The sequence below is a fragment of the Rhodothermus bifroesti genome, from assembly GCF_017908595.1.
Lineage (GTDB): Bacteria > Bacteroidota > Rhodothermia > Rhodothermales > Rhodothermaceae > Rhodothermus > Rhodothermus bifroesti.
On the sequence record NZ_JAGKTL010000004.1, the window covers coordinates 288,193 to 301,568 of the forward strand.

The following is a 13,376-nucleotide window of genomic DNA, read 5'->3' on the forward strand; positions in this document are numbered from 1 at the left end:
TACGCATTGGTGCATTAGGAGACACTCCCCTCCCTTTACTGCAGATGAGCCTTTCGCCGGTACGCTTTAAGCCTTAGCCGCCACGGCGTGCACCTCCCCGAGCTGACGATTCTGAACTTCGGCTGCTGCCTGAAGACCGTACGGCCGGGGCTGAAGTTCGTGCAGGGGGCGCCGACTGCACCCGAGGGGGTGGGCTACTGGGCCGCGCTGGAGCTTGATGCACGCGGGGAGGCGTTGGTGCTGGCCGTACCGTCGTGCTAGAACGCTCTGGGTGCGCTGGCTGCGCGGTCGGTGCCCATAAGCGAGAACCGCTATCCTGTCGCTGGTAGGAGCGATGGTCACGCGTTCCCTCTCGGTTGCCGGATTGCCGGGTTCCTGATGATCTTGATCCTTCGGAAGGTGGTACCGCCCGCGGCCGTTCCTCACGCTGCGGTGCAGATGGCGGCTGCGCTTGTGGGGCATAGCGATCGGCAGGCTGCCGGGTTACGGCAGGCCGCTCTGCGGGTGGCGCAGCACGCCCTTCAGCTTCACGCCCAGCTTCACGCGAAATCACCGATCGCCCAGTGGTCGCTCTTGGCGTATTGGAACGATGCACGTCCACAGGCTGCTCGCGAGAAACCGACCGTGACGCTGGAACGCTCTGGGGAGTTCGACCCTCGATCCCAGTTGACGATCCACGCGGTGTGATCACCGCGCCTGGTGTTGTGCGCACAACCGATCGCGTCTCGGTATCGTCCCGACCATCGTAGCGATTACGACCGCTAGTGCGCGGGCTGCGCCCAACCCAAGCATCACGCCCAAGCGCACTCCCTCGCGGCGCATAGTTCCACACGACCCGTCGCCCAGGAGGCACGTACCCATAATAGACCGGATAATACGCCCAATAGTAGGGGCTATAGTAACCAAATCCGTAGAACCAGTACGCGTATCCGTGATACGGGAAAAAGAACGGATCGCCCCAGTAAAAGCTTAGCCGAAAGCGAAAACTTGGATAGTAGAACGGGTCGCAGTAGAATGGATCGTAATACCACGGATCAAAACAGTCGTAGTAGAAGAACGGATCTCCATAAAAACGTGCAAAATAGCGCCGGTAGTAGTATGGCCCGCGTTCGTAGTAGTATTCCCGGACCACCGTGCTGTCCCCATCGTAGCGTTCAACGACGACGCGATCCGGCCGCGGGGTATAGTTACGCTCGGTGACCGCCAGTTGCGTGTAGCAACCGGTCAGTCCAAACGCCATCAGGCCAAGAAGCAGCAGGGTCCCCAAGCGCTGGCGGGCAAAGCCCAAAGGGACAACGTTTCGTAGGCGAGTCATGGCTTGGGCCCGAAATAGGGTTGCGAGGATTGTCTCAAAGAGTTAACGTCACGCTGACCTAAAAGGTTTGCCTAGTTGCACTCGGCCATAGCCAAGCCTATATTCGGCGCGTGCCCGTAAAAAAAGAACCAAATTATAGACCACACTTGATATTTCGATATCCTCAGGCGTTAAAGGGGCTTCAGTGGCCTTGATGTCCTGTTTTACTGCCAATCATTGTACACTATGGCTGACGTCATTACACCGCGCTCGGTAGATTACGCTCAATGGTACGTTGACGTGGTTCGGGCAGCCAAGCTGGCCGACTATTCCCCCGTACGCGGCTGCATGATTATTCGTCCCAATGGCTACGCGCTTTGGGAAAACATGCGGGCCGTACTCGACCGCATGTTCAAAGAAACCGGTCACGAGAACGCCTACTTTCCTTTGTTTATTCCGGAATCGTTTCTAGCCAAAGAAGCCGAGCACGTTGAAGGCTTTGCCAAAGAGTGCGCCGTAGTCACGCATTCCCGGCTTAAGCTCGATGAACATGGTCGGCTGGTGCCGGACCCGGAGTCTCGCCTGGAAGAAAATCTCATCGTTCGCCCCACCAGCGAGACGATCATTTGGGATGCCTTTAGCCGTTGGATCCAATCTTGGCGCGACTTGCCTATTTTGATCAACCAATGGGCTAACGTGGTACGCTGGGAGATGCGCACGCGGCTGTTTCTGCGTACTATGGAATTTCTCTGGCAAGAAGGCCACACAGCCCATGCAACACGTGAAGAAGCCATCGAGGAGGCGCTGCGCATTCTGGATATCTATACCACGTTCGCCGAGGAGTATATGGCCATGCCGGTCATCCAGGGCGTCAAAACGCCTAGTGAACGCTTCGCCGGCGCTGTAGAGACGTATTGCATTGAAGCGCTCATGCAGGATGGCAAAGCCCTGCAGGCTGGAACCAGTCATTTTCTGGGACAAAACTTTGCTAAAGCCTTCAACTGCGTCTTCCAAAACCAAAATAACGAGCTGGAATACGTTTGGGCTACCTCATGGGGCGTTTCAACACGGCTTATTGGAGCCTTGGTCATGACACACTCCGATGACCAAGGGTTAGTTTTGCCTCCACGGTTGGCTCCTACGCAGGTGGTCATTGTCCCGATCTTTCGTAACGATACAGAAAAATCGGCTGTCTTGGAGCAGGCCATCCGTCTTGAGCGAGAGCTCAAAGATGCTGGCTTTACTGTAAAGCTCGATGCACGTGAGACGTACCGGCCCGGCTGGAAGTTCAACGAATATGAAGTTCAGGGCGTGCCGGTACGCTTAGCGATTGGGCCACGAGATGCCGAACAGGGTACCGTTGAACTGGCCCGCCGTGACACGCGCACCAAAGAAACCGTGCCTCAAGCGGGCCTGTCGACGCGCGTACGCGAAACGTTGGAAGCCATCCAGCAAAACCTACTGGCCCGCGCTCGTGCCTTCCGCGATGAAATGACCACACGGGTAGATACCTACGAGGAATTCAAGGCTGTGCTCGAAGAAAAAGGCGGCTTTATCCTAGCTCCCTGGGATGGTACGCCAGAAACAGAAGCACGCATCAAAGAAGAAACCAAAGCGACGATTCGTTGCATTCCGCTTGACCGCGATGCGGAGCAATTGGGTACGCGTGAAGCAGGGCGCGATATGCTCACTGGTAAACCTTCCAAAGAGCGCGTACTCTTTGCCCGAGCGTATTGAAAGCCTTGAGGAACAGACGATATTGTTCTTGGGTAGGGTCAAACACAATTTGGTAACCTAACGCACCCGCTATTCCGGCAAGGCAACTGCTACTACGTTTTTGGAGATCGAACTTAAAACCCGGAGCGGGTGGGCTATGGCTCGTTGGGTTTTGCTGCTACTCAGCGGGTGGGGCATCGTTCCTGCGCTACAGGCTCAGGGGTGGGGACGGGTAGCTGGACGCGTCACCGATGCCGAAACCGGTGCACCGTTACCCTCCGTAACGGTGCTGGTTGACGGCACAAACTACGGCACAGCGACCGATGAAGCTGGAAGGTATCAGTTTCGGCTGCCTGCCGGTCGCTACGTGCTGCGCTTTTCGGCAGTAGGATATGCCACGCAACGCGACTCGGCAGTGGTGGTGCGCGACCAGACCACGTTGCTCGACGTAGCGTTGCGGGTCGAGGTGGTTCGCTTAGAAGATGTTACTGTCGAAGCGCGTGCCGTAGAGGCCGAAGCTGGTGTGTTTCGCCTAGATCCAGAAACAGCGCAACGCATCCCCACCCCGCTGCAAAGTGGCTTTCAAGCCTTAAAGGTGCTGCCTGGTGTGGTTTCCAACAACGAGCTTTCCTACCAGTATTCTGTTCGCGGTGGAGGCTACAATGAAAACCTAGTTTTCATCGATGGCTTTGAAGTTTACCTTCCGTTTCGCGCCCAGAAAGGCGAACAGGAAGGTTTAGGCTTGCTGAATTTAGCCCTTGCGGAGCGCGTTGCCCTTTACGCTGGCGGCTTCCCAGCGCGTTATGGCGGTAAGCTTGCTTCTGCATTGGAAGTGACCTATCGTCGTCCCTACCAAGAGCCGCTCAAAGGTTCAGCTACGCTGTCGCTGCTCGATGCCGGTATGGCCGTGGGATCCTCAGTGCGCCAAGGGAAGCTAGGCTGGATGCTGGGCGTGCGCAAAGCACGCGCCCGCCGCTTTTTTAGCACCCAAGAACTCAAGGGCAACTACCAGCCAGATTATACCGATGTGCAGGGCACGTTGACGCTGCGGCCATCTGCACGACACACGTTGGAACTTCTAGGCATTGCAGCCCAGCACAATTTCTTGCTTGACCCCGGCACGCGCAAAACCTATTTCGGCACCGTTAGCTTTGATCCTACTAAGCCCTCAAACCTGGAATCCATCTGGCTGAACTATGACGGTCAGGAGCGCGCCGGTTTTCATACCTACTTTGGAGGCATGCGCTGGTCGAGCTGGCTAGGCAGCAGCGCTCGCCTAGCCCAGGAGTTGGCGTATTTCGAAACTGTCGAAGAAGAAGCGCGGGATGTGCGAGCCGATGCAGTGCTCTACCAAGTCGACCCAGGTAGCGGTGAACATGTGCCTGAAGGATCAGCTCGGCAGCGAGACGTTGCCAATAACCAGGTGCGCGTGCAAACGTGGACGGCGACCCAACGCTGGCAGTTTTATCCGCATGGACACGCTCTGGAGGGCGGGGCTTACGTGCGTCAGCTGGTTTTTACTGATCGCCTGGACGAACGCGCTGTAGCCGTTGGTGCGAATCCTTCCGGCGATGGGTTGCTTCGCGTTGTGCTCGACAGCTTACGTGCCCAGGTACACCTGCGTACCTGGCAAGCCGGTGGCTACGTGCAAGATGCGGTGGAGCTACTCCCTGAAAACCGTCTGTTCTTGACCGCAGGTCTGCGCCTGGACTACTTTGCCTTTAACCATCAATGGACGCTTTCGCCACGGCTATCCCTTCGCTACAAAGCATCTGAGCTGCTTACCTTAAGCGGAGCTTGGGGCATCTACTACCAGCCTCCCTCCTACCAGGAACTACGCGGCCAACCCACGCCCGAACGTCCCTTAAGTGATCAACTCAACCGCAACCTTAAAGCCCAGCGTGCCCATCTGCTGGTTGCTGGTGCCGAATACTTCCTACCGCGCCAACGGCTTTATCTGCGCACCGAAGTCTACTGGAAAGACCTGGACCAGCTCATCTCTTATGAGGTCGAAAACGTCCACCTCGAATACAGCGGCCTCAACGACAGCTATGGCTATGCTTATGGCCTCGACCTACAGGTACGCGGCGAATTTGTCCCTGGTGTCGAAAGCTGGGTCAACTATAGCTTTTTAGTTACCCGCGAGCATTTTTTGCCTGCCTATCAGAACAGCTACAACCGCGGCTGGCGCCCGCGACCTACCGACCAGCGGCACACGCTTTCCCTTTTTGTGCAAGACTATGTTCCTGGAGATCCCACCTGGAAGCTCCACCTGCGCATCCTGTTCGGCAGCGGACTACCCTACACCCCACCAGTCCCCGGCCAGCGCGTCGGTACCTATGTAGCCCAGGTTCCAGGTCCACGCATGTCGGCTCGCTATCCAGAGTATCAACGCGTAGACCTAGGAGCCACCAAGACGCTGGAGCTCACCCAGCTTCCAGATGGCCGTCCAGTGCACGTGGAGCTGACAGCCGAGCTGCTCAACGTGTTTGACATGACCAATACCGTAGATTACACGTGGATTCCCGGACAAAATGGGATCTGGAAACGTATTCCTACCCGTCTGACACCCCGTACGTTCAACGTACGGCTACGCGTGCAATTTTAGGCTTTTCGGCTTAATTGGTCGGCCAAGCGGGTTGGCTCTGGAAGCCTAAAGCGTGTGGTGCAACGCAGCGTCAGGGCTATGGCATCCTCAAGCGTAATGCGATGCCCAGCACTCACATAAACGGGCCTAACGCCGGCACGCGTACGCACAACAGCCCCAATCACTTCACCATGATCGTAGAGTGGCGTCCAGCTGCCTTTTTCCAAAGCCGGTTCTTCATGGTGCCCTATGAGGCGCGATTTTGCCACACCCAAAGCTGGGTGGTCAAGTAAGACGCCCAGATGCGTAGCCAGCCCACAGCGCCGAGGGTGCGCTATGCCTTGGGCATCAACCATAAGCACGTCGGGTGTACCCTTAAGGCGCTCCAGCACAGCGAGCAGCAGCGGCACCTCGCGAAAGCTGAGTAGTCCTGGAATGTAAGGAAAGGCTACTGGCCCCTCAAAAAAGGCGGTTTCAACAACGCATTGTGCAGTAAGGTGCCACACAACAGCCGCGGCCCGCCCTTTTCCTGCGCGAACGCTGACGTCCAAACCCGCCACCGTTTTGACAGCGCTCAGTGGCGTTAGCTGTACCCGTTGCGCAAGCCAACACTGCAGCGCCTGCGCTTCAGGCGGCGTTAAATCCCAAGTATGCGTTAAACGCGCTCGAAGGCCCACGGTGTGTATTTAGGCTTTGCGTGAACGCACACGCTTGGGGAACTTGTACTAGGGAAGCGGCTTGAAATGTCCGCGTTCGAAAAGATATATTTCACCCCGCGGGTCCTTAGCTCAGTTGGTTAGAGCGCCACGTTGACATCGTGGAGGTCAGTGGTTCGAATCCACTAGGACCCACCCTTTCAGGCATTCCAGGTATACGTCCATTTGACCAGCAGCACGCTAGTGGGCGAGCGGTGCAGCGTACGCCAGGCAAAGTGCCATAGGTTACCCGTACCCATTGCTTCCCAGAGCTGCTGTCCCCACGTCCAAACAACAAACAGGGTTGATCCGGGCCGGTATTCGTAGCGCAAAATGAGGTTGGCGTTTACCGTAGCTCGCCGGAAATCGGGATCCCCATAGCGCTCCCGGTCATAGGGCACGGGTAAAGGCTCCAGGCGTCCTGAGGAGCTGAGCTGTTGAAAATTCCGGTAGTGACCGCGTGCCCCAAACCACTGCAAATAGCCCTGGAGTGTGAGATTGCGCGTAAAGGTGTGTGCACCGCGTAGCGTAAAGCTGAAACGGTCAACATCACGCTGGCCAAAAACGCTGGTTGTCAGATGGGGTGCTTCGAGCCCTTCGACATTCTGCGCCCAGGCAACCTCACGACGCCGAAAGCTGAAGCCTGGATTGAGATAGATGTCGGTGCGCTCACTGACGCGAAGGATAACACCAATCCCCCCATTCCAAGCGCGCCCGCCAAGGCGATCTGCCTGGTAGCTGCCATTCAGAGACAACACCACGGGCTGGCGCTCGTCTGTTCTGATACCAGCCCAGACATTCCAGCGCTGAGGGCTTCGAAATAGCCCTGCACCCCGAGATTCATAGGGATCCCAGCCTTCGGATTCCACATTGAGTCCTAGGTTGGTGCGCCAGAAATTACGCCATTGCACATTTATGTTTGGGCTTATCCCCCAGCGTAGATATAGCCAAGGATCGAGCCGGTAGATCCACCAGTAGTTTTGGTTCAAGCGCACCTGCAGGAACGGTCCCCAGGGTTGCAGCTGGCGAAGCTGCAGCCACGCATACATGGCTGTAAAATTGGTCATTGTGTGAAAGCCTACATCGTTCGGGTCATAGTCTGCTGTAGCCATATTGGCTCCTATCACGCCCACAACATGTGGATGTCGGAATGACCCTAAGCGTGCCTGCGCTTGATAGCCAACCTGCGTGGGCCCTTCTAGCCGTACTCTTCGGCTGAAAGAAACCAACCCTTCGGTAGCTAAGCCATAGTCCCAGGGATTCCAACGCCAGTCGAGGCCCCCCGTGTAGGCCTGCTGCACTGGACCTGCTTCACGCCAGGTTGCAGTGCCAAGGAGTCCAACATAAGAGGCTGGAGCCGCCAGTTCACGTTGCAGCCGACCTACGGTATAGTTGGTCAGCGGTTCGGTCCGCATACGCTGGCGCACGCCGTTAACGTGCTCCCACGTGGAATACGTGCGCTGCGTAAGGGCGTCGAGCATGCCAAACGCCCAGCCGCCTGCGGTCTTACCGCTGAGCTTTGCCGCTGCGAGTATAGGCACTGCTACTGGATTATCCACAAGGCGCCAGTGATCCAACGCACCCGTATCCGGCTGGCTATCATAGCCTTGCGGCTGTCTACCGATCCGGCGTGAATAGAACAGGTACGTCTGTAAAGCCTCATCTCCCCCTGCCCCTACGGTCTGGAAAATAGCAGTACCTTCGAGAAAAAAAGGTCTTTTTTCAGGATAAAACGTTTCAAAGGCGGTCAAATTCAGCACGACCTCGTCGAGCTCTACCTGCCCAAAATCTGGATTGATCGTCACGTTTACCACGGTGCTGCTCGAAAGGCCGTACTGCAAGTCTCCGCCCAGACGCAACGTAGGCGATAGCGGGTGCAGGTAGCGCGGCTCAAGATGGGTACTCCACCGCGTGACACCTGTAACCGCATAAGGGATCAGCTGAAACATACGAGGAGGGTGGATGCCTTCTAAACCCTCGAGGGTGCCAAATCGTGAGACAAACCCTCCCGAGGCTTTAGGTATATAGGCCCAAAAAACCTGTTCATTTTTACGGCCAATGATGCGGCCAAAGTTAATCCCCCAGCGCAGGGTGTCGCTGCGGCTAAAGCGCAGGGTTGAAAACGGAATGCGAAACTCAGCACTCCAGCCATCAGGGCGCATTGCCGCATGAGCTTCCCATAACGCATCCCAGTTAAAATCTTCTGGGGCATTACCATCGTTAGCGATCAGAAAATCGGCTTTAGTCCCGGCCGCATTTACCAGAAATGCAAAAGCTGTTTTGCGATCGTGGTAGCTGTCGATAAACACACCTGCCCAGTCGGCCGGCACCATACGGTCACGTCGGGCCAAGCGATGCACAATCTGTGCGGGATCACGATCGAAGCATACAAATGCAATATAGAGCGCATGGTCGTCATAGAGCACGCGTACCTCGGTACGCTCGGTTGCAGGCTGGCCGTCGTGTGGTTCACGTTGCCAGAAGTCCGCAGCTACGGGCGCGCGTTGCCAGATGGACTCTTCAACCCGTCCGTCTAAGTCCAGCGTTTCGGTTAGTCGCACTGCTTGAAGGGTAGGCGGTACTTGGGGCTGCGCTACAGCTGCTGCAGTACCAATAATCCAAAGACTAGCCCAAAGGATACACAGGTTTTTCATACGCACAGGTAGGTTAAGGAGGGCAAGCGTCGAGACCGCTTCTCAATTCAGGTAGGCCGGCATGCGTCTACGCAATACCCAAAAGCAGGTTACAGTCCGATTCTAGGTGTGGCAAAAAAGAAAGCGGTCCCACCATCAAACGCGTATACAAAGCCTCAGCTTTTATTCGAAACAATCGATCTGCTTTTGAAGCAACCTCTGAGGGTCGCTGTGCATTACAAGGCAAGTCTGACGTACGTCTTGGTATGAAGCCTCGCATTTTTGTCCCCATTGCACTCACCGAGGAAAAGCTGCATTTTCGCTTGCGGCGTGCTTATCTCGACTGCATTATTGCGGCTGGAGGTCTGCCCGTAGTTGTACCGGTAACGTTATCGCTGGAAGACCTGCGCACACTATTCGAGCAGGTTGATGGTGTGCTTTTAACAGGAGGGGCCGACGTTGATCCTGTCCATTATGGGCAGGTGCCACACCCGGCTACCTATGGCATTGACCCGGATCGGGATCGCACTGAGCTGGCACTGGTTCGCTGGGCCGTTACAGCAGACAAACCACTGCTGGGGCTTTGCCGAGGCTTGCAAGTGCTTAACGTGGCTCTTGGGGGTACGCTGATCCAGGACATTCCTTCGCAATGTCCCCATGCGCTTCCGCACGATGGCGAAGCCCTTGGCCAGCCGCGTACGGCGCTGCTACACGAAGTCACCGTCCAACCCAACTCACGCCTTGCCGCACTGCTTAAGCAGCAGCGCCTAGCGGTCAACAGCCTGCACCACCAGGCCATCGATCAGTTGGCTCCCACACTGGTTGCTACGGCCCATGCCGACGATGGCCTCATCGAAGCCGTGGAGGTGCCCACCTGCCGCTTTGTGCTGGGCGTTCAGTGGCATCCCGAGGAATTGGCACCAACTCGGCCCGATATGCACCAGCTTTTTGCCGCTTTTGTGGAAGCCTGCCGTTTAGGCCTCTAAGGCCGCAGCCCGTTTTGGGAGCATCGTCCTGCGATTACGGGTAGAAAGGCCAACACAAACCGAGGTGTCATAGGACAATGGCAGATCCGCTGCAAACGGTTACAGAGAAAGAGGTCATCCGCCTTACACTACCCGACGGATCGGTGCAGGTTTTTCGCCGGGGGATTACAGGCCGAGAGCTGGCCGAACGCCTTTCTCCTCGCCTGGCCCGCGAAGCGTTGGCCATCGAGGTTAATGGCGAGGTGCGCGATCTAAGCCGTCCCATTGAAGAAGATGCCCGCATACGCCTGTTAACTTGGGAAAACCCTGAAGGCAAAGCTGTCTACTGGCATTCAACGGCCCACTTGATGGCCGAAGCGCTCGAAGCCCTTTATCCCGGTGTCAAGTTTGGTATTGGACCGCCCATTGAGCAAGGGTTTTACTACGATGTCGATTTGGGCGAGCGCAAGCTTTCCGCCGAAGATCTTGAGCGTATCGAAGAAAAAATGCGAGAGCTAGCGCAGCGCGATGTACCTTATGAGCGCATTCCGGTGTCCAAGGAGGAGGCGCTAGCATACTTCAAGCAAAAGGGCGATCCTTATAAAGTCGAGCTGATTGAGGAGCTTGAAGACGGAACGATAACCTTTTACCGTCAGGGGAATTTTACGGATTTGTGTCGCGGCCCTCACCTGCCCTCAACGGGTTACATCAAGCACTTTAAGTTGTTGAACGTAGCTGGGGCTTACTGGCGCGGTGACGAGCATCGGCCGCAGCTCACGCGTATTTATGGGATCAGTTTCCCCAAAAAGCAGGAACTGGAGCGCTATTTGCATCAGCTCGAAGAAGCCCGCAAACGCGACCATCGCAAGCTGGGACGGGAGCTGGAGCTGTTCACGTTTAGTCCAAAGGTAGGGCCTGGTTTGCCGCTTTGGCTACCGCGCGGTGCCACACTTCGGGAGACGCTTATTGGCTTTTTGCGGGAGGAGCAAATTCGGCGTGGCTACTTGCCTGTTGCCACCCCCCACATCGGTCGTCTGGAGCTCTACAAAACAAGCGGGCACTATCCGTATTACAAAGATAGCCAGTTTCCCCCCATGCTCGAAGATCCGGAGACAGGCGAAGGCTACTTGCTGAAACCGATGAACTGCCCACACCACATTATGATCTATGCCGACCGGCCCCGCTCCTATCGCGAGCTGCCTATCCGATTGGCCGAGTTTGGGCAGGTTTATCGGTATGAGCAAACCGGTGAACTCAGCGGCTTAACCCGCGTGCGGGGCTTTACGATCGATGACGCGCACATCTTCTGCCGTCCTGATCAAGTCAAAGAAGAGTTCAAAAACGTCATCGATCTGACGCTTTACGTCTTTCGGGCGCTTGGCTTTGAGGAATTTGAAGCGCAAATTTCGCTGCGCGATCCCAATAACCGGGAAAAGTACGTAGGCGACGATGTGCTCTGGGCACAGGCCGAGCAAGCCATTCGTGAAGCAGCGGCAGAAATGGGCCTCGAGGCCACCGAAGAGCTAGGCGAGGCCGCGTTCTACGGCCCCAAGCTCGACTTCATGGTGCGCGATGCGCTAGGCCGCCGCTGGCAGCTGGGAACCGTACAGCTTGATTATATCCTGCCAGAGCGCTTCGATTTGTACTACATCGGCGCCGATAACCAAAAACATCGGCCTGTCATGATTCACCGCGCGCCTTTTGGCTCGCTGGAGCGCTTTATTGGGGTACTCATCGAACACTGCGCAGGCAACTTTCCCCTTTGGCTGGCGCCTGTTCAGATTGCCGTGTTACCCCTAAGCGATGAGCTGAACGCCTATGCGGCATCGGTGGGTCGCCAGCTTCAGGAAGCGGGCTTTCGGGTTGAAGTTGATACGCGCAGCGAAACCATCGGCTACAAGATTCGTCAAGCAGAAACCCAAAAAATTCCGTACATGCTCGTTGTAGGTCGCCGCGAGCGTGAACAAGGCACAGTAGCTGTACGCAAGCATGGTGCTGGTGACCAAGGAAGCTGCTCCCTGAGTGACTTCATCGCCCAATTGCGCGCCGAGATCGAAGCAACGATGCACCGCACTGCAGCTTCCACCACAATCTAAGATCTAATGCGGAACTCAAAGGCGCCATTGGCGTGAGTGAGCCCCAAGTAAGCTGAACCTGTAAACCTAAACCCGAAACGAGCTATCGTTAAGCCAGACAAATTCCGGGTCAACGAAGAAATCCGCGCGCCCCGTGTACGTGTCGTTGACCCCGAGGGTCAGCATGGGATTTATGACCTCAAAACCGCTCTCGAAATGGCGCGCCAACGAGGGCTAGACCTAGTAGAAATTGCCCCGCACGCCGACCCTCCGGTATGTAAGATTGTAGACTACGGGAAATTCCGCTACGAGCAGCAAAAAAAGGAAAAAGAGGCGCGCCGTAAGCAGCAAGCGCAGCAAATTAAGGAGATTCGGTTCCGGCCGCACACCGATACCCACGATTTTGAGTTTAAGGCCAAACACGCCCGTCAGTTTCTGGAGGACGGCAACAAGGTCAAGGCGTGGGTGCAGTTTCGCGGCCGTGACATCATTTACCAAGAAGCGGGCCTCGAGGTGCTGCAGCGGCTTATCAATGCGCTGCAGGATGTTGCTAAAGTCGACCAACCACCGCACATGGAAGGGCGTCGAATGACCTTGATCTTAGCGCCAGCGAAGAAAAAGTAATCAGCCATGCGAAATTTCTGCGACTTTCGCAAACGCTACCGTATCCAAATTGCTCGTAAAACCCGTACATGCGTATCATAAGCACCCCTTTTGGCAGATAGAAATAAGCCATGCCGAAGCTCAAAACAAATAGTGGGGCCAAGAAACGCTTTAAGGTGACCGCTACAGGGAAGATTAAGCGGCAACGAGCGTTTCACAATCACCTACTGACCAAGAAGTCTTCTAAGCGCAAGCGCCGCCTGCGCCAAAGTGCCTTGGTTGATACCACCGATGTGGGTCGCATTCGGCGCCTACTGTGCATTGGAGTGAAAGGATAACACTTTTGGGGAAAGACTATGCCACGGGCTACCAATAAAGTTGCTGCACGCCGGCGGCGGAAGAAAATTTTGAACATGGCAAAGGGTTACTGGGGCCGGCGTAGCAAGATTTACACGATTGCCAAGCATGCCGTTCATAAGGCGCTGCAATACGCCTACCGGGATCGACGGCAACGCAAGCGGCAATTCCGGCGGCTCTGGATTATCCGTATTAACGCAGCAGCCCGCCTCAACGGCTCGACCTACTCTCGCTTTATGGGTGCAGTGCGCAAAGCGGATGTTCAGCTCAACCGCAAAGCGCTGGCCGACTTGGCCGTGCATGATCCCAACGCGTTTGCCCAAATCGTCCGGGTCGTTACGGCTGCATGAAGCCGCAAACCTCCATCCGATTTTTTACCGCCTGCGCCGCTAGCCTGTAAGCAGGGCGCTGCGCGGAAAATTGTCCACAGCCCGCCCCTGCTACAGGCCGG

10 protein-coding genes and 1 tRNA gene are annotated in these 13,376 nt (G+C 56.1%); 8 read left to right on the forward strand and 3 right to left on the reverse strand.

Annotated features, from left to right (window positions below):
* Positions 1-73 precede the first annotated feature (73 nt).
* Entirely contained in the window at positions 74-1,315 is a 1,242-nt protein-coding gene (locus tag J8E65_RS10395) for a hypothetical protein (protein ID WP_210375680.1), read from the reverse strand.
* A 225-nt stretch (positions 1,316-1,540) separates the two neighbouring features.
* Between J8E65_RS10395 and proS the strand changes: the two genes are divergently transcribed.
* Together proS and J8E65_RS10405 are read left to right on the forward strand one after the other, a co-directional pair.
* On the forward strand, positions 1,541-3,031 hold the full coding sequence (proS, locus tag J8E65_RS10400) for a proline--tRNA ligase (RefSeq protein ID WP_210375681.1): 1,491 nt from the start codon (positions 1,541-1,543) through the stop codon (positions 3,029-3,031).
* A gap of 136 nt (positions 3,032-3,167) precedes the next feature.
* On the forward strand, positions 3,168-5,618 hold the full coding sequence (locus J8E65_RS10405) for a TonB-dependent receptor (protein WP_210375682.1): 2,451 nt from the start codon (positions 3,168-3,170) through the stop codon (positions 5,616-5,618).
* Here the strand turns inward: J8E65_RS10405 and nfi are convergent.
* A complete protein-coding gene (gene nfi, locus J8E65_RS10410; protein WP_210375683.1) occupies positions 5,615-6,274 on the reverse strand; it encodes a deoxyribonuclease V in 660 nt (219 codons plus the stop codon). The genes J8E65_RS10405 and nfi overlap by 4 nt on opposite strands.
* A 100-nt stretch (positions 6,275-6,374) precedes the next feature.
* Here nfi and J8E65_RS10415 point away from each other — a divergent pair.
* Positions 6,375-6,448: transfer RNA gene (locus J8E65_RS10415), tRNA-Val, on the forward strand.
* Positions 6,449-6,453: 5 nt separating this feature from the next.
* On the opposite strand, the gene J8E65_RS10420 is transcribed toward J8E65_RS10415, so the two are convergent.
* Positions 6,454-8,946 (reverse strand): DUF5916 domain-containing protein, encoded by a 2,493-nt coding sequence (locus tag J8E65_RS10420; protein WP_210375685.1) that lies wholly within the window; start codon positions 8,944-8,946, stop codon positions 6,454-6,456.
* Between the two features lie 245 nt (positions 8,947-9,191).
* Here J8E65_RS10420 and J8E65_RS10425 point away from each other — a divergent pair, with 245 nt between their 5' ends.
* The 5 genes from J8E65_RS10425 (at position 9,192) to rplT (ending at position 13,275) form a co-directional block, all read left to right on the forward strand.
* Complete coding sequence (locus tag J8E65_RS10425) at positions 9,192-9,911, forward strand: gamma-glutamyl-gamma-aminobutyrate hydrolase family protein (protein WP_210375686.1); 720 nt, start codon at positions 9,192-9,194, stop codon at positions 9,909-9,911.
* Between the two features lie 77 nt (positions 9,912-9,988).
* On the forward strand, positions 9,989-11,986 hold the full coding sequence (gene thrS / locus J8E65_RS10430; protein WP_210375688.1) for a threonine--tRNA ligase: 1,998 nt from the start codon (positions 9,989-9,991) through the stop codon (positions 11,984-11,986).
* Between the two features lie 84 nt (positions 11,987-12,070).
* A complete protein-coding gene (gene infC, locus J8E65_RS10435; protein ID WP_210375953.1) occupies positions 12,071-12,589 on the forward strand; it encodes a translation initiation factor IF-3 in 519 nt (172 codons plus the stop codon).
* Positions 12,590-12,699: 110 nt separating this feature from the next.
* Positions 12,700-12,906 carry a 50S ribosomal protein L35 gene (rpmI, locus tag J8E65_RS10440; protein WP_210375690.1) on the forward strand — a complete coding sequence of 69 codons (207 nt, stop codon included), beginning with the start codon at positions 12,700-12,702 and terminating at the stop codon, positions 12,904-12,906.
* A gap of 18 nt (positions 12,907-12,924) precedes the next feature.
* Complete coding sequence (gene rplT, locus J8E65_RS10445) at positions 12,925-13,275, forward strand: 50S ribosomal protein L20 (protein WP_210375692.1); 351 nt, start codon at positions 12,925-12,927, stop codon at positions 13,273-13,275.
* Positions 13,276-13,376 lie beyond the last annotated feature (101 nt).